This is a genomic window from Bradyrhizobium iriomotense, assembly GCF_018129405.1.
In the GTDB taxonomy this organism is placed as follows: domain Bacteria; phylum Pseudomonadota; class Alphaproteobacteria; order Rhizobiales; family Xanthobacteraceae; genus Bradyrhizobium; species Bradyrhizobium iriomotense_B.
Genome location: NZ_JAFCLP010000003.1, coordinates 64,029 through 82,207 on the forward strand (window position 1 = coordinate 64,029; position 18,179 = coordinate 82,207).

The window sequence follows — 18,179 nt, forward strand, 5'->3', positions numbered from 1 at the left end:
CCATGATCATCGACGCCCATCAGCATTTCTGGGATCCCGCGCGCGCCGACTATCCCTGGATGGACGCGCCCGAGCTGGCGCCGATCCGCCGCGCCTTCGGCCCCGCCGATCTCGCACCGCTGTTGAAGGCGAACGGCATCGACGCCAGCATCGTCGTGCAGTGCCGCTCCGCCCTCGAGGAGACCGAGGAATTTTTGCGCATCGCGCATGCGACGCCCTCGGTGATCGGTGTCGTCGGCTGGGCCGATCTGACTGACGGCGACCTCGGCGAAACGCTCGACCGGTTGCGTGCGTTGCCGGGCGGCGACAAGCTCGTGGGCATCCGCCACCAGGTCCATGACGAGCTCGATGCGGACTGGCTGCTGCGCGAAGACGTCCAGCGCGGCCTCACCGCGGTGTTCGCCCGCGATCTCGCCTACGATTTCCTCGTCCGCACCCGCGAGCTGCCGGCCGCGATCGCAACCGCACAGGCCTTCCCGCAAGCGCGCTTCGTGCTCGACCATGCCGCAAAACCGCCGATCGCCGACGGCGGAAGCGACGAATGGACCGACCGCATCACAGCGCTCGCCGCCTGCGGCAACGTCTGGTGCAAGATCTCAGGCCTCGCGACGGAGGCTGTCTGGAGCGACTGGAATGCGGAACGGCTGCTTCCGTTCGTCGAACATGCCGCGAAATGTTTTGGCGAGGATCGGCTGATCTTCGGCTCGGACTGGCCGGTGTGCCTGCTCGCCGGCAGCTACGGCGAGATCAAGGGCGCGCTGGAGGGATGTCTGGCGAAGCTGGGCTCCGGTGTGCGGGAGAAGGCGTTTGGGGGGAATGCGAAGGCTGCGTATCGGTTGGTGACTGCATAAGCAAGCCCGCGCACCCAATCACAGGTGTCGTCCCGGCGAAGGCCGGGACCCATACCGCGTGATCTCTCGGGTTGCCCAAGGCAGGAGTACCGAACGACTAATCTTCGCCAAACTACTCCCTGTGGTTATGGGTCCCGGCCCCCCGCGCGCAATTGCGCGCTAGGCCGGAACGACACCGGAGTTTGAGGGAACGCCTGTGGCTCATGCCCCCGCGGGCACCTGATCCAGAAACCCCGTCACGCTCCGGATCCGCCCGTCCTTCAGCACGGCAAAATCCGTCCCCTTGATCGGGCTGTCGACACCGTCAGGGCCGAGGCCCCACGAGAACCGCACATGATCGCCGTAGCCGTTGGGCTCGCCGATCAGCTTGAACCTGAAATCGGGAAAACGCTGCTGCACGCCCGATATCAGCGCGTCGATGTCATCAGGGCCGTCGCCCTTCATCAGGGGATCGACATAGCTCGCATCCGCCGTCCAGGTCTGGCTCAGCAGCTCGCGCCGGCGGCTTGTCGTGCGCTCGTTCCAGAGATCGATATAGAGGCGGGCGATGGCGGTGTGGTCGGTCATGTTGCTCTCCTTCAATGACGCCGTGTCCGGCTGACCGTCACTATCGAAGGAAAGCGCGCGCTGATCGATTACCTCGGAGGTCATCGGCGCGTGCAAAAAAATGAAGCGCGATGATGACCTCATCGCGCTTCATTCGCATGTGTACTGCTTGCGAAGATTACTTCGCGGCCGTCACCATGATCTCGACGGTGTATTGCGGCGCCGCCAGCTTGGCTTCGACGGTGGCGCGGGCCGGGGTGTTGCCGGGCGAGACCCAGGCGTCCCACACCGCGTTCATCTCGCCGAAGGTCTTCATGTCGGTGATGTAGATCGTGGCCGAGAGCAGCTTCGACTTGTCGGTGCCGGCCTTGGCGAGATGGCCGTCGATGGTCTTCAGGATGTCCTGGGTCTGCTTGGTCACGCTTTCGCCGGCAGCGTTGCTGGCGACGACACCGGCGAGATAGACGGTGTTGCCGTGCACGACGGCCTGGCTCATGCGCGGGCCGGTTTCAAAACGCTGAATGCTCATTTGGGATCTCCTGGTGGAATGGCGGCCCTGTCTAGCCCAGCGGCCCGCGCCGTGCCACCCCGGTGGCGCATGCGTCGCCGGCAATGCATGCGCCGATTCACGGAAATTGACTGAAGAATGTCCAGATTGTTTCGGCGCCGTCGATGTCGCCGTTCTGCGGCCCCAGCAGGCTGGTCGCGACCCGCGGGAAGCGAGCATCCGGCGCAAAGCCGGGCATGCGGTGGCCGCCACCGTTGATGCGATAGAGTACGACGTCATGGCCTTTCGGACAGCGCGAAGTGATCCGCGTGACGGTGGACTGGTCTGCGGGCGCCTTGTCGGGCAAATCTGTCACGCTGGCATCGTCCGCCTCGCAGCCATTGAGCTTGCGCCAGAACGCCAGCGTTTCCTCGGTCGACCAGAACCCGTCTGCGGCAAAATAGCTCGATCCGCGTCCGCCCGCGTAAGGCACCAATGGATCGGCCGTGCCGTTCATGAGCAGCATCGGCAGCGGTCGCGACGGATGGCAAGTGACCGCGGTCTCATCGGTGAGGTTCATGACCACGCTGGCGCCGGCCGCGAACAGATCGGCGCGCGCGCAGAGAAGCGTCATCGCCATGGCGCCGCCATTGGAGATGCCGGCGACATAGACGCGCTTCGGGTCGGCCGTGCCGTTCGCCAGCAGCTTCTCGACGAGCTTGGCGATGAAGGCGATGTCGTCGGTGCCGTCGGGCGGGCCGCGGAGCGCGGGTCCCGCCTTGGTTCGCGCATCGGCCCAGGCATGGTTGAGGCCGTCAGGAAATGCCACGGCGAAACCTTCGCGCTTCGCGACCTGCGGCCACGCCGTCCGCGCGACCATGTCGGCGCCGCGCTGGGTCTTGCCATGCAGCACGACCACCAGCGGCACAAGTCTCTTCGCGGGCAGTTGCAAGGTGTAGGAGCGCTTCACGCCGTTGACGTCGATGATGTCGGCGGATGCGACCGAGGTCGAGGTCAATGCCGCAACAAACATCCCGACCTGCATCCACCGCCGCATGATCTATCCCACCGCTTTCGCCGCCGCGCGGCCGGCATTGCGGCCGGAGAACAGGCAGCCGCCGAGGAAGGTGCCCTCCAGCGAACGATAGCCGTGCACGCCGCCGCCGCCGAAGCCCGCGGCTTCGCCGACCGCATAGAGGCCCGGAATGACGCTGCCTTCGCTGCCGAACACGCGCGAGTCGAGATCGGTCTCGAAACCGCCCAGCGTCTTGCGGGTGAGGATGTTGAGCTTGACCGCGATCAGCGGCCCGTGCGCGGGGTCGAGGATGCGGTGAGGTGAGGCGGTGCGGATCAGCCTGTCCCCGATATAGCGGCGCGCATTGTGGATGTTCATGACCTGCGCATCCTTGACGTAAGGATTGGCGATCTCGCGGTCGCGCGCCTCGATCTGCACTTTGATGTGCTCGAGCTTGAGCAGGTCGTTGCCGGCAAGCTTGTTCATCTCCGCAACAAGGTCCTCGAGCTTGTCGCGCACGATGAAGTCGACACCATGGCTTTTGAAGGCCTCGACCGGCGCAGGCGCGCCCTTGTTGGTGGCGCGGCGCAAGGTCATGCGCCAGCTCTTGCCGGTGAGATCCGGGTTCTGCTCCGAGCCCGACAGCGCAAATTCCTTCTTGATGATGCTCTGGGTCAGGACGAACCAGGAATAATCATAGCCGGTGGACATGATGTATTTGAGCTGGCCGAGCGTGTCGGAGCCGGGGAACAGCGGCGCCGGCAATCGTGTGCCTGTTGCGTCGAACCACATCGACGAAGGCCCGGGCAGGATGCGGATGCCGTGGCGCGGCCAGATCGGTGACCAGTTCTGGATGCCCTCGACATAGTGCCACATGCGGTCGCGGTTGATCAGCCGCGCGCCGGTCTTTTCCGTGATGCCGATCATGCGGCCGTCGACGTGCTCGGGCACGCCGGAGATCATGAACTTCGGCGGCTCGCCGAGCCGCTTCGGCCAGTTCGCCCGCACCAGCTCATGATTGCCGCCGATGCCGCCGGACGCCACGATCACGGCCTGCGCCTTCAGCGCGAACTCGCCGACGACGTTGCGCGAGGAGCTCTTGCCGCGCTCGATCGTGTCGGGCGCAAGAACGGCACCGCTGACGCCATCCACCGTGCCGTTGGTGATGGAGAGCGCATCGACGCGGTGACGGAACTTGAAGACCAGCCGGCCGCTCTTCATCGCCTCGCGCGCACGGCGCTCGAACGGCTCGACGATGCCGGGGCCGGTGCCCCAGGTGACGTGGAAGCGCGGCACCGAATTGCCGTGACCCATTGCATCGTAGCCGCCGCGCTCGGCCCAGCCCACCACGGGAAAGATGCGATGGCCCATCGCGCGCAGCCAGTCGCGCTTCTCGCCCGCCGCGAACGTGACATAGGCCTCGGCCCATTGCCGCGGCCAAAAGTCCTCGTCGCGGTCGAAGCCGGCGGTGCCGAGCCAGTCCTGCATTGCGAGCTCGAACGAGTCCTTGATGCCGAGCCGGCGCTGCTCCGGCGTATCGACCAGGAACAACCCGCCGAACGACCAGAACGCCTGGCCGCCGAGCGATTGCTCGCCTTCCTGGTCGACCACGATCACGCGCTTGCCCGCGTCGGCGATCTCGGTGGCCGCCACGAGCCCCGACAGTCCCGCGCCGACCACAATGACGTCTGCTTCTTCAGCCATGTGTTTCCCCCTCCATGAGTTCCCCCCGGTAATTGCCCGGATTGAAGCCAGCGGTCGTAACTGAGATCAAGGGTGTGGCGCGCAAGACACCGTTAACTTGTTCCAGTTTGGGATAGGGACCGGCCGGGTGCAGCGCGGACGCAACACTGGATTTGAATTTGTTTTGAGCCAGCCGGCCTGCCTAGACAAAACCTTGGTTACGACGGACGCTAGCACTGCATCACCACCTGACACGCAGATTCGAATTCGACCGGGGCGGGGGACAATGAAGTTTCTGACGGGGTTGCTTGCGGCGGTTCTCTTGATCGCGGGCATGGGGGTTTCTCACGCGGTGGTTCGGATCGCGGATGACCGCGGCGGCCGGATTGGAACCTACGTCGACAGATACCAGGACCTCAGGCAGTCGGGCGAGACCGTCATCATCGACGGCCTCTGCGCCTCGGCCTGCACCATCGTCCTCGGCGCCATCCCGCACGACCGCATCTGCGTGACCTCCAGCGCGACGCTCGGCTTCCACGCCGCCTGGGATTTCGGCGCCAATGGCCGCGCTGTCACCAATCCCGAAGCGACCCAGATGCTCTACGCGATGTATCCGTCGCAGGTGAGGCGCTGGATCAACCAGCGCGGCGGCCTGACCCCGCACATGCTGTTCCTGAGGGGCAAGCAGCTCCAGGCCATGTACAAGCCCTGCTACATGGACGCCCAGGCTTCGGCGATCAAGCCGGCACGCCGGCCCATGCCGCAACCGGAGCAGGTCGAGACAGCCCGGGGCCAACTCCTCCACTAAACATTCGCCCGGCATGACGGGATCGTTTGGCTCGTCGGTGCCGCCTTGCCCGCAGGCGGGCTAAAGCCTATCTGAAAGCCTGGGAACCGGGGCCTTCGCCCCCAAAATTGTCATGGCTCAACCACTGCACCCGGGACATCCGCTACAGGACAATTCGCCCACTGCCGGCCGGACGCCGTCCGTGCTGCTCTTGGCGGGCGCCGGTGCCGGCGGGCTGGTCGTGATCGGCGCGCTGGCGCTCTGGTTCCACTACGGCAGCCAGGTGTTCTTCGAAATGATCAGGACCGGTTTCGCCGCCTGCTTCTGACCCGACAGGAAGTTTTCTATGAGTTCCGCCGCCCGTCCGCTGGTGATCGCGACCGCCTTTGCAGCAAGCCTCGTCCTCGGGCTCCTGATCATGTTCTGGGCCATGGGCGGGGTCAGCAAGGTGGCGCAGCCCGCCGCGATCGGCGGCCCGTTCCAGCTCACCGACCAGAACGGCAAGGCCGTCACCGACAAGAGCCTGAAGGGCAAGCCGACCCTGATCTTCTTCGGCTACACCCATTGCCCCGACGTCTGCCCGACCTCGCTGTTCGAGATCTCGGAGGTGCTGCGCGCGATGGGCAAGGACGCCGACAAGGTCAATGCCGTCTTCATCTCGGTCGATCCCGAGCGCGACACGCCGGCGACGATGAAGGACTATCTGTCGAGCTTCGACCCTCACCTCGCGGGCCTGTCCGGCGATCCCGCCGAGACCGCCAAGGTGATCACCTCCTACCGGGTCTATGCCAAGAAGGTCCCGACCAAGGACGGCGACTACACCATGGACCACACCGCGCTGATCTATCTGATGGACCGCGACGGCCGCTTCGTCTCGCCGTTCAACCTGAAGCGGACGCCGGAAGAGGCCGCGGTGGATCTGAAGCGGTATCTCTGAGCTTCACCCTGGCCGCAATCGGCGCTCGCGTTCCCGGCGGGATGGTCTATAAGGCCCTCTGATCCCAACGAAATTCATTGCTTTTCGGTCGATGGCTCCATCGCAACAGGCGAAATCGTTCAAATCTGTCCGTGGCTTGCTGGCAGGGCTGGCAGCCGGCCTTTGCCTGCTCGCTGGCCTGCCCGGCGCGTACGCCCAGGCCCCGGCCAAGCAGCCCCCCTCGGCAGCTCAGGCCACGCCGCCGACCGCCCCCCAGGCAGCCCCTCAGGCCGTGCCCGGGTTCTGGGACCCGCGCCGGCGCCCGGAGCGGCCGGACCTGTCGCGCCTCACCGTGATCCGCTTCCTGACCGAGACCGACTATCCGCCGTTCAACTACACCGGCGCCGACGGCAATCCGGCCGGCTTCAACGTCGATCTTGCCCGCGTGCTGTGCGAGGAGATCAAGGTCACCTGCACGGTGCAGATGCGGCGTTTCGAGACGCTGGTCGATGCGCTCACCTCCAACCGGGGCGATGCCATCATCGCCTCGATGGCGGTGAGCCCGCAGCTGCGCGCCCGCGTCGACTTCACCGATCCCTATTACCGCGTGCCGGCGCGCTTCGTCTCGCGCAAGGATGCGGTGATGCCGGAGATCCGCCCCGAATATCTCGAAGGCAAGAAGGTCGGCGTCATCGCCGGCTCCGCGCATGAGGCGTATCTGAAAGCGATGTTCACCGACGCCGAGCTGCACCCCTATCAGAGCGACGACGCGATGCGCGCTGCGCTTCGCAAGGGGGAGGTCGACTTCATCTTCGGTGACGCCATCTCGCTCGCGTTCTGGATCAACGGCACCGATTCCGGCGATTGCTGCGCCTTCTCAGGCGGCCCGTTCGTCGAGAGCCGCTTCTTCGGCGAAGGCATCGGCATCGCCGTCCGCAAGGGCAACGACGTGCTGCGCCAGGCCCTGAACTGGGCCCTGTTCCGCGTCTGGGAAAAAGGCCGCTACACCGATCTGTGGCTGCGCTATTTCTCGGTGAGCCCGTTCTAACCTATCAACCCCGTCATTCCGGGGCGCGCAAAGCGCGAACTACGGTGCGCAGTTGCGCACCTGAGAATCTCGAGATTCCGGGTTCGATGCTGCGCATCGCCCCGGAATGACGATCAAGACCATTTTTGCATTCTGCCCGGAAATCGCTATTTTCCGCGGCCCGGAGGCCCCTGATGTCCGTTATCGATCTTGCCGCGAATCCGAGCGACCTGCGTGCGCTCGCCGAACAATCCAACGCCTGGCCGTTCGAGCAGGCGAAGGCCATTGTCGCGCGGCTGAAGAAAAGCCCGAAGGACGAGGTGTTGTTCGAGACCGGCTACGGCCCGTCAGGCCTGCCGCATATCGGCACGTTCGGCGAGGTCGCGCGCACCTCGATGGTGCGCCATGCCTTCCGCGTGCTGACGGAGGACAAGATCAAGACGCGGCTTCTGGCGTTCTCCGACGACATGGACGGGTTTCGGAAAGTGCCCGACAACGTCCCCAACAAGGAGATGCTGGCCGCGCATCTCGGCAAGCCGCTGACGCGGGTGCCGGATCCGTTCTCCAACGAGTACCCGTCGTTCGGGCACCACAACAATGCGCGGCTGCGCGCCTTCCTCGATCATTTCGGTTTCGACTACGAGTTTGCGAGCTCGACCGACTACTATACGTCGGGCCGTTTCGACGCGACGCTGCTGAAGATGCTCGCGGCCTACGACAAGGTGATGGCGATCATCCTGCCGACGCTGGGGCCGGACCGCCGCGCAACCTATTCGCCGTTCCTCCCCATCAGCAAGACCACGGGTGTCGTGCTGCAGGTGCCGATGATCCGCCGCGACGTCGCGGCCGGCACGGTGACCTATGTCGATCCTGACACGAACCAGGAAGTCGAGACGCCGGTCACCGGCGGCAACGTCAAGTGCCAGTGGAAGGCCGACTGGGCGATGCGCTGGGTCGCGCTCGGCGTCGACTATGAGATGGCCGGCAAGGACCTGATCGATTCCGTGAAGCTGTCCGGCGCGATCGCGAAGGCGCTCGGCGCCACGCCGCCGGAGGGCTTCAACTACGAGCTCTTCCTCGACGAGAAGGGCCAGAAGATCTCGAAGTCGAAGGGCAACGGCCTCACCATCGACGAATGGCTGCGCTATGCCTCGCCGGAATCGCTGTCGCTGTTCATGTACCGCGAGCCGAAGGCGGCCAAGCGGCTGTATTTCGACGTCATCCCGCGCAACGTCGACGACTATCAGCAGTTCATCGACGGCTTCCCGAAGCAGGACGGCAAGCAGCAACTCGGCAATCCGGTCTGGCACATCCACAACGGCAAGCCGCCGCAAGGCGACATGCCCGTCACCTTCCAGCTGCTGCTGACGCTGGTGTCGTCATCGAACGCGGAGAACGCCGAGACGCTGTGGGGCTTCATCGGCCGCTATCGTCCCGGCGTGAGCCCGCAGACGCATCCCAAGCTCGATGCGATGGTCGGCTACGCCATCAACTATTATCGCGACTTCGTCGCGCCGACGAAGCAGTTCCGCGTGCCCACGGACACGGAGCGCGCGGCGCTGCAGGACCTGCGCGATGCGCTCTCGCAGCTTCCGCAGGACTCCTCGCCCGAGGACATCCAGAACGTCGTCTACGAGATCGGCCGCCGCGAGCCGTTCCTCGACCAGGTCAAGAAGGGCAAGGACGGCCGCCCCGGCGTCACGCTCGACTGGTTCAACATGCTCTACCAGGTGCTGCTCGGCCAGGAGAAGGGCCCACGCTTCGGCTCCTTCGTCGCGGTGTACGGCGTGCAGAACGCGGTGAACATGATCGACGGCGCGCTGGCAAGGAGCGCGTAGCCGCACCCTCATTGTCATCGTCCGCGAAGGCGGACGATCCAGTATTCCAGAGGCGGTCGTTGTGGAGTAGAGAGGCCGCGGCGTACTGGATTCCCCGCCTTCGCGGGGAATGACAGCGAACCAGATACGTAGCCCGGATGAGCGTAGCGACATCCGGGATGCCGCAAAGAAGGTCCCGGATATCGCTACGCTCATCCGGGCTACGAACCTTCATGCAAACGCAACTCTCTCCCCAACGTCGTCCTGGCGAAAGCCAGGACGCATAACCACCGTCGGATGTGGTTATGGGGACTCGGAGTTGCCAACTCGCACGACGACTTCTCCCTGGGGCAATGGGTCCTGGCTTTCGCCAGGACGACATCGATGAATACTTGCGCCCCGGTCAAATCGACCGCAGCACGTAACGCCGGTTATCCTTCTGCACCGGGCGTGCGTTCATCGGGTAGAGCTTTGCGAATGCTGCGACGTCGGCCGCCGACACCTGGATCGGCGTGGTCAGCAGCAGCCATTCGACCACTTCCGAGCAGGGCGGCGTCGTCAGCGAGCCGGGATAGCGGTAATAGCTGAGCTTCGGCGGCAGCATGGCGAGCGGATCGATGCTCGCATCCGCCTTCACCGCGGGCCCTTCCGCCGCCGGCATGGTCTTGACGATCTTGCCAAAGGCCGCGTTGGGCTTGCCCTCGGCCATCAGCACGCCGACCACGGCGAGCCCGCCGGCATCGTTGCGGTGGACGAAATGCGCCTCCATCGGAAAATTCTTGCCGCCGATCATGTGCTCGCTCGGCCGGTGGAAGTGCACCTGGAGCAGCTTGTATTTGACGTCGCCGAGCGTGAGCGTGCTGCCCTCGGCGAAGTTGAGCTGGATCGTGTGCCCGTTGTTGACGATGGTGTCGGCACTCTTGCCCCAGTTCAGCTTCAGCGCGGGCAGTTGCGACTTGACCGTCGTCTCGATGTCGATCGGCGATTGTTGCAGGCCGACCGCGCAGGCCTTGTTGGCTGCATCGATCTCGCCCCATTTGGCCGGCCCGCCGGCGCCCTCATAGCTCCAATGCGCGCCTTCGGCGGCGAAGCCCGGCTTGCAGAGCGGACAAAGCGCAAGACCGGCGAGTGCTTTCAAGGCGTGGCGGCGATTCATGATAGTCCCCCTCAGATCAACTTGATCGGCAATTTCGCGCGCAACCTAGGCGAGAGGGACGGTGAGTCGCAATGGCGATCGCGCGTCGAATCTATTGGCTCGCCCACACGATCCTTGCGATCCACGCGACCTCGCCGGTCGCCATCGTACGCTCGGCCAGCGAGACATCGAGCGGCTGCAATTCCAGCGCCTTTGCCGTGCGGCGCTTCAGGGTGGCGATCGTCACCTCGCCCGCTCTGGTCTTCACCACGACACGGTCGCCCTTGTGGATCGCTGCGCTGGGTGAAACCAGGATGACGTCGCCGTCGCGATAGGTGGGCGCAAGCACATCGCCCGCGATCGCCAGCGCAAAGGTCTTGCTGTCCTCGGGAAAAGGAAGCGCGACTTCGCTCCAGCCCTTGCCCGATGGAAGGCCGGACTCATCGAAGGCGCCGCTCGCGCCGGCCAGCGCGAGGCCGAGCAGCGGCACCGAACGGCCGTCGCCGGCCTCGCCGTCGACCAGCCTTGCAAAAGTGTCGATCGAGTCGCCGGTCGCCGCCAGCGCTTTCGCGATCGATTCGGTCGAGGGCCAGCGCTCGCGGCCGTCCGCGGTGACGCGCTTGGACCTGTTGAAGGTGGTGGGGTCGAGCCCGGCGCGCTTGGCAAGGCCGGACGGCGACAGGCCGGCACGCGCCGCCAGCCGATCCAGCGCGACCCAGATCTGGTCGTGACTCAGCATCCTCTGTGCTTTGGCCTGTCTGACCATGGAAGGTCCAGCCCGTCGCAACTCAGGAAAACTGTCCTCAAATCAACCGGTTTTCCGTTTTTCGCGCAAGGGGTGGCAGGAAAGCGGTTGTCGAGCGAAGGGTATACAAGTTCGTGGCCAGGAAAACGCGTCAAAACAGGAATACGCGCCCGTTCCGATTTCATCGGGACGGAATAGGCTCTAAGTCTTGAGTTCGGAAGGAGCGGCCTTTACGGTCGCGCCCGGGGTTTCAGGGACCCCAAGAGACGAAAAAACCCAAGAGACTCAAAGAGCTGTCTCAAAGGGCAAACAGGGCTGCGTAAGCGGTGGTCAAAATCTACAAAATCTGTCCGGCCTCGGCCTGGCGCGAGGCGGAACGACACGGCGTGTACCAGGGCAGCGCGGACGATTCGCGCGACGGCTTCATCCATTTCTCGACGGCCGCCCAGGTTCCCGAGACCCTGCGGAAGCATTTCGCCGGGCAGCGGGCGCTGTTCCTGGTCGAGGTCGACGGCGATGCGCTCGGCAGCGAGCTGCGCTGGGAGCGCTCGCGCAATGACGAGCTGTTTCCGCACCTCTACGGCGAGCTCGATCTCGGCGCGGTGATTTCGGTGATAAATCTCAACATGCGCTCGGACGGCGGTCACGACGTGCCGGAGCTTGCCCCGTGATCCGTGCTTTCGACGCTCTCTCGCTGCCGGTGCTGCGTTGGCTCGATCCGGAGGATGCGCATCGCCTGGCGATCCAGGGCCTGCGCTTCCTGCCGCCGGTCAAGCCGCGCCCTGACGATGCCAAGCTCGCGGTGCGCGCCTTCGGGCTCAACTTTCCCAATCCGATCGGCATGGCCGCGGGCTTCGACAAGAGCGCCGAGGTGCCGGACGCGCTGCTGCGGCTCGGTTTCGGCTTCGTCGAGATCGGCTCGGTGACGCCGAAGCCGCAAGCCGGCAACCCGCGCCCGCGCCTGTTCCGGCTCGAGCGCGACGAGGCTGTCATCAACCGCATGGGCTTCAACAATGACGGTGCGGAAGTCGCGCTGCGCCGCCTCGCCGCCCGCGCGCAGCATGGCGGCATCGTCGGCGTCAATGTCGGCGCCAACAAGGATTCGCCGGACCGTGTCGCCGACTACGTCAAGCTGATCGAGACCTTTGCGCCGGTCGCGAGCTATTTCACCGTCAACGTCTCCTCGCCGAACACGCCGGGCCTGCGAAACTTGCAGGAAGGCGCGCTGCTCGACGATCTCCTCGCGCGCGTGATCGATGCACGGGAGCGGGTGCGGCAAAAGGCGGGTGATACGCCGGTGCTGCTTAAGATCGCGCCTGACTTGAGCCTCGCCCAGCTCGACGATGTCGTGCAGGTCGCGCGCTCGCGAAAGGTCGACGGCATGATCGTGTCGAACACGACGATCGCGCGGCCGAGCACGCTGCGCGAGGAGATGCGCGCCAAGGAGCAGGGCGGCCTGTCCGGCCGGCCGCTGTTCCGCCTCTCGACGCGGATGGTCGCGGAGACTTATGTGCGGGTCGAAGGTGCATTCCCCCTGGTCGGCGTCGGCGGCGTCGATTCCGGCGGCGCGGCGCTGACGAAGATCCGTGCCGGCGCCAGCCTGATCCAGCTCTATTCGTCGCTGGTCTACAAGGGCCTCGGCCTCGTCGACGAGATCAAGCGCGACCTCACCTCGACGCTGCTGCGCACGGGCCGGGATTCGCTCTCCGACATCGTCGGCGCGGATGCGGCGACGCTGACCGCGGAAGACTGGCCGGGGATGTAGCGCGGTCTCGTAGCCCGGATGGAGCGTAGCGCAATCCGGGAATCTTTCCGCGAATACGAAGACCCCCGGATTACGCTGCGCTCCATCCGGGCTACGTTCTTCTATGGCTTCGAAAACGTCGCCCGATACAGCGCCGGATACCTCACACCCTGCAATCCGCCACGCGCGACATAGAACGCAATCAGCGCGCACCACAGTCCGGCATTGCCGAACGATCGCAGCGCCAGCCAGACGCCGAAGAAGATCGCGAGCGAGGCCAGCATCAGGTTGCGCATCTCGCGCGCCCAGGTGGCGCCGACATAGATGCCGTCGAAGCCGAACGCGAACACGCCGGGGACCGGCGCGAGCACGATGAACGGCAGGAAGTCGCGCGCGGCCCGGCGGACGTCCTCGCTCGCCGTCATGAAGTTGATCAGTGCCGGCCCGAACAGTGCGAACAGCACGGCGACGACCAGCGCGAAGCCGAGCCCCCACAGCAGCACCAGCCGGGTCGAATCCGAAAAACCCTTGGCGTCGCGCCCGCCAAAGGTGCGGCCGCAGAGCTGCTGGGCGGCATTGGCGAGGCCGTCGAGGAAGAAGGCGCTGACCAGCAGGAAATTGTTGAGCACGGAGTTCGCCGCCAGCGTGACGTCGCCGGCGCGCGCGCCCTTGGCGGTAAAGAACAGGAACACGGCGATCAGTGCCGCGGTGCGGATCAGGATGTCGGTGTTGACCGCCAACAGCCGCATCAGTTTTGCGCGATCGAACAGCGTTGCGCGGGGCACCTTGAAGCCGCCATCGGCATGGCGTCGGCAGACGATGACGCCGAGCACGAAGCCTGTTGTCTCCGACAGCAGTGCGGCGATCGCGGCGCCCGCAATGCCGGTGTCGTAGACCAGCACCAGCAAGATCGTCGCCGCCATGTTGATGAGGTTGATGACGACCTGCAGCAGCAGTGCCGGATTGGCGCGGGCCTGTCCCACCAGCCAGCCGAGGATGACGTAATTGGCGAAGGCGAAGGGCGACGACCAGATCCGGATCATGAAATAGGTCTTTGCGGCCTGCGTCACGCCTTCGCTGCCGCCCATCAGGTCGAACAGCACGGCGGCGAGCGGCAATTGCAGCACGATCAGCGCCGCGCCGATGAGGCCTGCGACGATGAAGCCGCGCACCAGGATCACGGTCTGCTCGCGCGTCTCGCCCGCGCCGAGCGCCTGCGCGGTGAAGGCGAGCGTGCTCATGCGCAGGAAGCCGAACAGCCAGAACAGGCAGTCGAAGATGACGGAGGCCATCGCGACGCCGCCGAGCAGCGCCGCGTCGTCGAGCCGGCCGATTGCGGTGGTCGAGACCACGCCGATCAGGGGCGTCGTGAGGTTCGCGACCATCGCGGGACCTGCGATGGCGAACACCTGCCGGCTTCCGACGCGGGGATGAACGGGGGCGTGCATGTCAGAACACGAGCACCATGCCGTCTTCGGCGGCGAGGTGCTCGATGTCGTCCAGGCGCGACAGCATGTCCTCGCTCATATGGGTGAGGACGAGCCGCTTGGCGCCGATGTCGGGCAGATGCTGTTCCAAGGTCTTCAGGCTGAGATGGTTCTTGACCACCTTCTCGTACATGTAGGCTTCAGCGATGAAAAGGTCCGCGCCATGCGCCAGCGGAATGAGCGTCTCCGTCCATTCGGTATCGGCGCTGTAGGCGAGCGTGCGGCCCTCGGCCTCGACGCGGTAGGCGAGGAAAGGACCGCCGGATTCGCCGTGCACGACCGGGTAGGGTGTCACGGTCACGACGCCGAAGGTTCGGCTTTGCTCGGGTGCAAGCTCGACGACGTTGAGTTCAAAACGCTGCTTGGTCTTGGAGGAGTGCTCGAACAGCGCTTCCATCACGTCACGCAGCCGCGTCTCGATGCCTTGCGGGCCCGCGATCGTCAGCGGCCGCGTCCGCCGGGAGAATTGCGCGTCGAGCAGAAAGAACGGCAGGCCGGCAAAATGATCGCCGTGGAAATGTGTGATCAGGATCAGGTCGATGTCGTTGCGATCGATCTCCAATCGCTTCAGCGCCGGCAGGGCCGACGCACCGCAATCGATCAGGAAGTTGGCTTCGCGCCCGGAGACATGGAAGCAGGTGTTGAGCCTGCCGCCGGAGCCGAAGGCGTCACCGCAGCCGACGAAACGCAGTTGCATCGGCTGCGCACTCCCTGAATCACATCCTTACCGGCCGCGTGGTGCGCCGAAGACGCGCGACAGCAGCCAGATCGGGATCACGATGACTGCGCCGAGCAGGAAGTAGCGCCACAGCCAGTTCACCGCATCGAAGCCGAGATCCCAGAGACGCTGGAACAGCAGGCGGATGCTGTGGATGATGTTCCAGGGATCGAAGCCGATCGCGGCGAGCACGACGCCGACCAGGATCGAGAGCAGGACCAGGCGAAACGCGACCGCCAGCGGCGAGCCGCCGAGAAAGCGGTTCAGGCCATCGCTGCGGCCGGCCGGCAAATCTCTGACGTCTTGGACCATCGCAAACTCCCTGGACGGATTCGATCCCATTATAGGGCACGGCGGGGGACATGGGGAACCCGGGACGGGGCGTCAATCGGGTTACGGGAGTTTAATTCGGGCAGTGCCTCACACCTCAATCTCCGCCGGCTCCGCGTTCAGCATCCTTTCCAGCGTCTCCAGCCGGTCGGCCTCCCGCGGCGGCTTGTCCCAGCGCAGGCGGCTGATGCGCGGAAAGCGCATGGCGATGCCGGATTTGTGCCGTGGCGAGCGCTGCAGCCCCTCGAAGGCGACCTCCAGCACCAGCCCCTTGTCGCCCTCGTGCACGACATGGCGCACGGGACCGAATTTTTCGGTGGTGTTGCGGCGGACGAAGCGGTCGATCTGCAGCAGCTCCTCGTCGGTGAAGCCGAAATAGGCTTTTCCGACCGGCACCAGCTCGTCGCCGCCTTCGCCCTTGGTCCAAACACCAAAGGTGTAGTCGGAATAATAGGACGAGCGCTTGCCGTGGCCGCGCTGCGCATACATCAGCACGGCATCGATGATGTGCGGATCGCGCTTCCACTTCCACCACTGGCCCTTCGGCCGGCCCGGCAGATAAGGCGCATCGCGCCGCTTAAGCATCACGCCCTCGACGGCGTCCGCATCTTCGCCGGCGCCGGCACTCGCGGGATCGGCGCGTGCGGCGGTCAACGCCTCCCAGCTCGCGAAGGGGACGGTGGGCGACAGGTCGATGCGGGAATCGTCGAGCTTCCTGACGAATGTCTCCAGCCGTTCGCGCCGCTCCACGAACGGCAGCTCGCGCAGATCGTTCTCGTCGTCGCCGAGCAGATCATAGGCGCGCAAATGGATCGGAAACTCCTTGATCAGTTTTGGCGACACGACCTTGCGGTTGAGCCGCTGCTGCAAAACGTTGAAGCTCTGCACGCGGCCTTCGCGCAGGATCAGCAGCTCGCCGTCGATCGCGCCGGGTAAGCGCAGCGACGGCACGAGATCCGGAAAGCTGCCGGTAATGTCCTCGCCGGTGCGCGAATAGAGCCGCGCCGTGATGTGCCCGCGATCGTCGCGGCCGGCGACTGCCTGCACCCGGATGCCGTCCCATTTCCATTCGGCGATGTAGTCGACGGGATCGAGCGCCGCGAAATCGCCGTCCTCGATCGCGTGAGCCAGCATCACCGGCCGGAACGGTGCGGGATCGCGATTAACCGGCTTTTCGCCGCGGCCTTCCAGCCAGGCGAACAGGTCGAGATAGGGCGGGCTGAGCCCCGGCCAAATCAGCTCGATCTCGTGCGGGTCCTTGTCCCCGAGCGCGGCGGCCGCAGTCTTGGCCAGTCGCGCGGAAATGCCGATCCGCAACGCTCCGGTGACGAGCTTGAGCAGTGCCCAGCGCCCGGTCTCGTCGAGCTCATCGAGCCAGCGCTCGAGCTGTTTTGGCAGTTCGGTCTTGCCGAGCGTGCGCAGCGTGGTGACGACCTCGGTGAGGGTCGGTGAGGGAGGGTTGTTGTGGGCGGCGAGCTCGGCCCTAGGCCACATCAGCGCGACCGTCTCCGAGAGATCGCCGACATAATCGTAACTCAACCCGAACAGCACCTCATCCGTGCGGGCCGCGATGAGGTCGCGGATCAGCGCCGGCTTGGCGTGCTTGAAGCTGAGCGCGCCGGTCAGCGCGGCGAGCGCATAGCCGCGATCGGGATCGCCGACCTCGCGGAAATAGCAGGTGATGAGCCGCAGCTTGTTGTTGCGGCCGGGCTCGTAGGCGAGGCGATCGAGCAGTTCGGCGAAGCGGTTCATGCTTCGGCCTCGTCGGCAATGGGCGTCTCGCTCTCCTCCTCGTCGCCATAGCCGACCAGATCGAGCGGCTGCGCTTTCAGGCCCTTGCTCCGGCACCAATGCACCAGCGCATCTTCCTGGCCGTGGGTGACCCGGATTTCGCCGGCGCCGGTCGCCGCGATGGTCGCGGTGAGGCCGTCCCAATCGGCATGATCGGAGATCACCAGCGGCAGCTCGACGCCGCGCTGCCGCGCCCGGGCGCGCACGCGCATCCACCCCGAGGCGAAGGCGGTGACGGGATCGGGAAAGCGGCGCGTCCAGAGATCGGATGTCGCCGAGGGCGGCGCCAGCGTGATGGTGCCGGCAAGCGCCGCCTTCTTCACGCCCTTCACCGGCCTGAGCTCGCCGAGGTCGATGCCGCGGCTCTGATAGTATTCGGTGATCGTCTCCATCGCGCCATGCAGATAGATCGGCGCGTCATAGCCGGCCTGGCGCAGCAGCGCGATCACGCGCTGCGCCTTGCCGAGTGAATAGGCGCCGACGAGATGCGCGCGCTCCGGAAACAGCGCGACCGACGCCAGCAGCTTCTTCACCTCGTCGGCCGCGTCGCCATGCCGGAACACCGGCAGCCCGAACGTCGCCTCGGTGATGAAGACGTCGCACGGCACCAGCTCGAACGGCGTGCAGGTCGGATCTCGCGCATCCTTGTAGTCGCCGGAGGCGACAATGCAGGTGTCCTTGCACGTCACCGCGATCTGCGCCGAGCCGAGCACATGGCCGGCCGGGTGGAATTTCACGCGGACGTCGCCGAGCTGGATCTCCTCGCCATAGCGGATGACTTGCGTCGAGCCGGCAAAATTCTCGCCATAGCGCAGCCGCATCATGTCCAGGGTTTCCTGCGTCGCCAGCACCGCGCCATGGCCGGCGCGGGCATGGTCGGAATGGCCGTGGGTGATCACGGCCCGCTCGACCGGGCGGACAGGGTCGATATGGAAGCCGCCGGGCTTGCAGCACAGGCCGGCAGCAGCTGGCAGCAGGATGTCTTGCGGACGCATCGAGGTCATATAGGCAGCGGTGCCCCGATATTCACCCGTCATGCGTGGGCTTGACCCACGCATCCATCCTCTTAAACAGTCCCCTTTTTCATGGATTGCCGGGTC

General features: G+C 65.3%; 19 protein-coding genes. 8 read left to right on the top strand and 11 right to left on the bottom strand.

The genetic code is table 11. The features are described 5' to 3' along the window. The first annotated feature begins 2 nt into the window (after positions 1 to 2). Complete coding sequence (locus tag JQ592_RS09465) at positions 3 to 851, top strand: amidohydrolase family protein (protein WP_211402610.1); 849 nt, start codon at positions 3 to 5, stop codon at positions 849 to 851. A 201-nt stretch (positions 852 to 1,052) separates the two neighbouring features. Here the strand turns inward: JQ592_RS09465 and JQ592_RS09470 are convergent, their stop codons facing one another. From JQ592_RS09470 to JQ592_RS09485, 4 genes are all read right to left on the bottom strand, one after another. Next, positions 1,053 to 1,418 carry a nuclear transport factor 2 family protein gene (locus JQ592_RS09470; RefSeq protein ID WP_211402611.1) on the bottom strand — a complete coding sequence of 122 codons (366 nt, stop codon included), beginning with the start codon at positions 1,416 to 1,418 and terminating at the stop codon, positions 1,053 to 1,055. Positions 1,419 to 1,575: 157 nt separating this feature from the next. Beyond that, positions 1,576 to 1,926 (bottom strand): RidA family protein, encoded by a 351-nt coding sequence (locus JQ592_RS09475; protein WP_211402612.1) that lies wholly within the window; start codon positions 1,924 to 1,926, stop codon positions 1,576 to 1,578. A 97-nt stretch (positions 1,927 to 2,023) separates the two neighbouring features. After that, positions 2,024 to 2,941, bottom strand: a complete 918-nt coding sequence (locus JQ592_RS09480; protein WP_211402613.1) for an alpha/beta hydrolase family esterase — start codon at positions 2,939 to 2,941, stop codon at positions 2,024 to 2,026. A gap of 3 nt (positions 2,942 to 2,944) precedes the next feature. Beyond that, complete coding sequence (locus JQ592_RS09485) at positions 2,945 to 4,603, bottom strand: FAD-binding dehydrogenase (RefSeq protein ID WP_211402614.1); 1,659 nt, start codon at positions 4,601 to 4,603, stop codon at positions 2,945 to 2,947. Between the two features lie 265 nt (positions 4,604 to 4,868). Between JQ592_RS09485 and JQ592_RS09490 the strand changes: the two genes are divergently transcribed. From JQ592_RS09490 to JQ592_RS09510, 5 genes are all read left to right on the top strand, one after another. Continuing rightward, on the top strand, positions 4,869 to 5,390 hold the full coding sequence (locus JQ592_RS09490; RefSeq protein WP_211402615.1) for a hypothetical protein: 522 nt from the start codon (positions 4,869 to 4,871) through the stop codon (positions 5,388 to 5,390). Between the two features lie 112 nt (positions 5,391 to 5,502). Continuing rightward, positions 5,503 to 5,697 carry a hypothetical protein gene (locus tag JQ592_RS09495; RefSeq protein WP_183245669.1) on the top strand — a complete coding sequence of 65 codons (195 nt, stop codon included), beginning with the start codon at positions 5,503 to 5,505 and terminating at the stop codon, positions 5,695 to 5,697. Between the two features lie 18 nt (positions 5,698 to 5,715). Beyond that, a complete protein-coding gene (locus tag JQ592_RS09500) occupies positions 5,716 to 6,306 on the top strand; it encodes an SCO family protein (RefSeq protein WP_211402616.1) in 591 nt (196 codons plus the stop codon). A gap of 91 nt (positions 6,307 to 6,397) precedes the next feature. Further along, positions 6,398 to 7,333 carry a transporter substrate-binding domain-containing protein gene (locus tag JQ592_RS09505; RefSeq protein ID WP_211402617.1) on the top strand — a complete coding sequence of 312 codons (936 nt, stop codon included), beginning with the start codon at positions 6,398 to 6,400 and terminating at the stop codon, positions 7,331 to 7,333. A gap of 173 nt (positions 7,334 to 7,506) precedes the next feature. Beyond that, on the top strand, positions 7,507 to 9,150 hold the full coding sequence (locus JQ592_RS09510; protein WP_211402618.1) for a lysine--tRNA ligase: 1,644 nt from the start codon (positions 7,507 to 7,509) through the stop codon (positions 9,148 to 9,150). Positions 9,151 to 9,532: 382 nt separating this feature from the next. Here the strand turns inward: JQ592_RS09510 and JQ592_RS09515 are convergent, their stop codons facing one another. Next, positions 9,533 to 10,285, bottom strand: coding sequence for a carbonic anhydrase (locus tag JQ592_RS09515; protein ID WP_211402619.1), 753 nt, complete (start codon positions 10,283 to 10,285; stop codon positions 9,533 to 9,535). 91 nt (positions 10,286 to 10,376) lie between these two features. Next, positions 10,377 to 11,030, bottom strand: a complete 654-nt coding sequence (locus tag JQ592_RS09520) for a S24 family peptidase (RefSeq protein WP_211402620.1) — start codon at positions 11,028 to 11,030, stop codon at positions 10,377 to 10,379. A 305-nt stretch (positions 11,031 to 11,335) separates the two neighbouring features. Here JQ592_RS09520 and JQ592_RS09525 point away from each other — a divergent pair, with 305 nt between their 5' ends. Then, positions 11,336 to 11,680, top strand: coding sequence for a DUF952 domain-containing protein (locus JQ592_RS09525; protein ID WP_211402621.1), 345 nt, complete (start codon positions 11,336 to 11,338; stop codon positions 11,678 to 11,680). Beyond that, positions 11,677 to 12,774 carry a quinone-dependent dihydroorotate dehydrogenase gene (locus JQ592_RS09530; protein WP_211402622.1) on the top strand — a complete coding sequence of 366 codons (1,098 nt, stop codon included), beginning with the start codon at positions 11,677 to 11,679 and terminating at the stop codon, positions 12,772 to 12,774. The genes JQ592_RS09525 and JQ592_RS09530 overlap by 4 nt, the downstream gene beginning before the upstream one ends. Positions 12,775 to 12,875: 101 nt before the next feature. Here the strand turns inward: JQ592_RS09530 and JQ592_RS09535 are convergent, their stop codons facing one another. From JQ592_RS09535 to JQ592_RS09555, 5 genes are all read right to left on the bottom strand, one after another. Beyond that, positions 12,876 to 14,201 (bottom strand): MATE family efflux transporter, encoded by a 1,326-nt coding sequence (locus JQ592_RS09535; RefSeq protein WP_211402623.1) that lies wholly within the window; start codon positions 14,199 to 14,201, stop codon positions 12,876 to 12,878. Between the two features lies 1 nt (position 14,202). Continuing rightward, positions 14,203 to 14,937, bottom strand: a complete 735-nt coding sequence (locus JQ592_RS09540; RefSeq protein ID WP_211402624.1) for an MBL fold metallo-hydrolase — start codon at positions 14,935 to 14,937, stop codon at positions 14,203 to 14,205. Between the two features lie 27 nt (positions 14,938 to 14,964). Then, positions 14,965 to 15,270 carry a DUF6460 domain-containing protein gene (locus JQ592_RS09545; protein WP_211402625.1) on the bottom strand — a complete coding sequence of 102 codons (306 nt, stop codon included), beginning with the start codon at positions 15,268 to 15,270 and terminating at the stop codon, positions 14,965 to 14,967. A gap of 108 nt (positions 15,271 to 15,378) precedes the next feature. Then, a complete protein-coding gene (locus JQ592_RS09550) occupies positions 15,379 to 17,040 on the bottom strand; it encodes a cisplatin damage response ATP-dependent DNA ligase (RefSeq protein ID WP_211402626.1) in 1,662 nt (553 codons plus the stop codon). Beyond that, positions 17,037 to 18,074 (bottom strand): ligase-associated DNA damage response exonuclease, encoded by a 1,038-nt coding sequence (locus JQ592_RS09555; RefSeq protein WP_211402936.1) that lies wholly within the window; start codon positions 18,072 to 18,074, stop codon positions 17,037 to 17,039. The genes JQ592_RS09550 and JQ592_RS09555 overlap by 4 nt, the downstream gene beginning before the upstream one ends. Positions 18,075 to 18,179 lie beyond the last annotated feature (105 nt).